General features: G+C 44.4%; 1 protein-coding gene. It reads right to left on the reverse strand.

Going from position 1 to position 214, the window contains the following annotated elements; genetic code table 11:
- Window positions 1-214: GTP-binding protein (locus tag CWC17_RS18740; protein WP_349654494.1), on the reverse strand; the 214-nt coding region annotated here is incomplete at both ends.

The following is a 214-nucleotide window of genomic DNA, read 5'->3' on the forward strand; positions in this document are numbered from 1 at the left end:
GATGTCACGCTCTGGCTCTGGGATGTAAGAATCTAGTGCTTCTGCAAGCTCAACAATCTTGTCTTCCCACTGCTTTTCGCCTTCAAGTGCTTTAAGAGCAGAACCTTGAATTAGTGGTAAGTCATCACCTGGGAAGTCGTACTCAGAAAGAAGTTCACGAACTTCCATTTCTACTAGCTCAAGTAGCTCTTCATCGTCAACCATGTCACATTTG

Origin of the sequence: Pseudoalteromonas sp. S3785, from assembly GCF_005887365.1 — a bacterium.
Classification (GTDB): domain Bacteria; phylum Pseudomonadota; class Gammaproteobacteria; order Enterobacterales; family Alteromonadaceae; genus Pseudoalteromonas.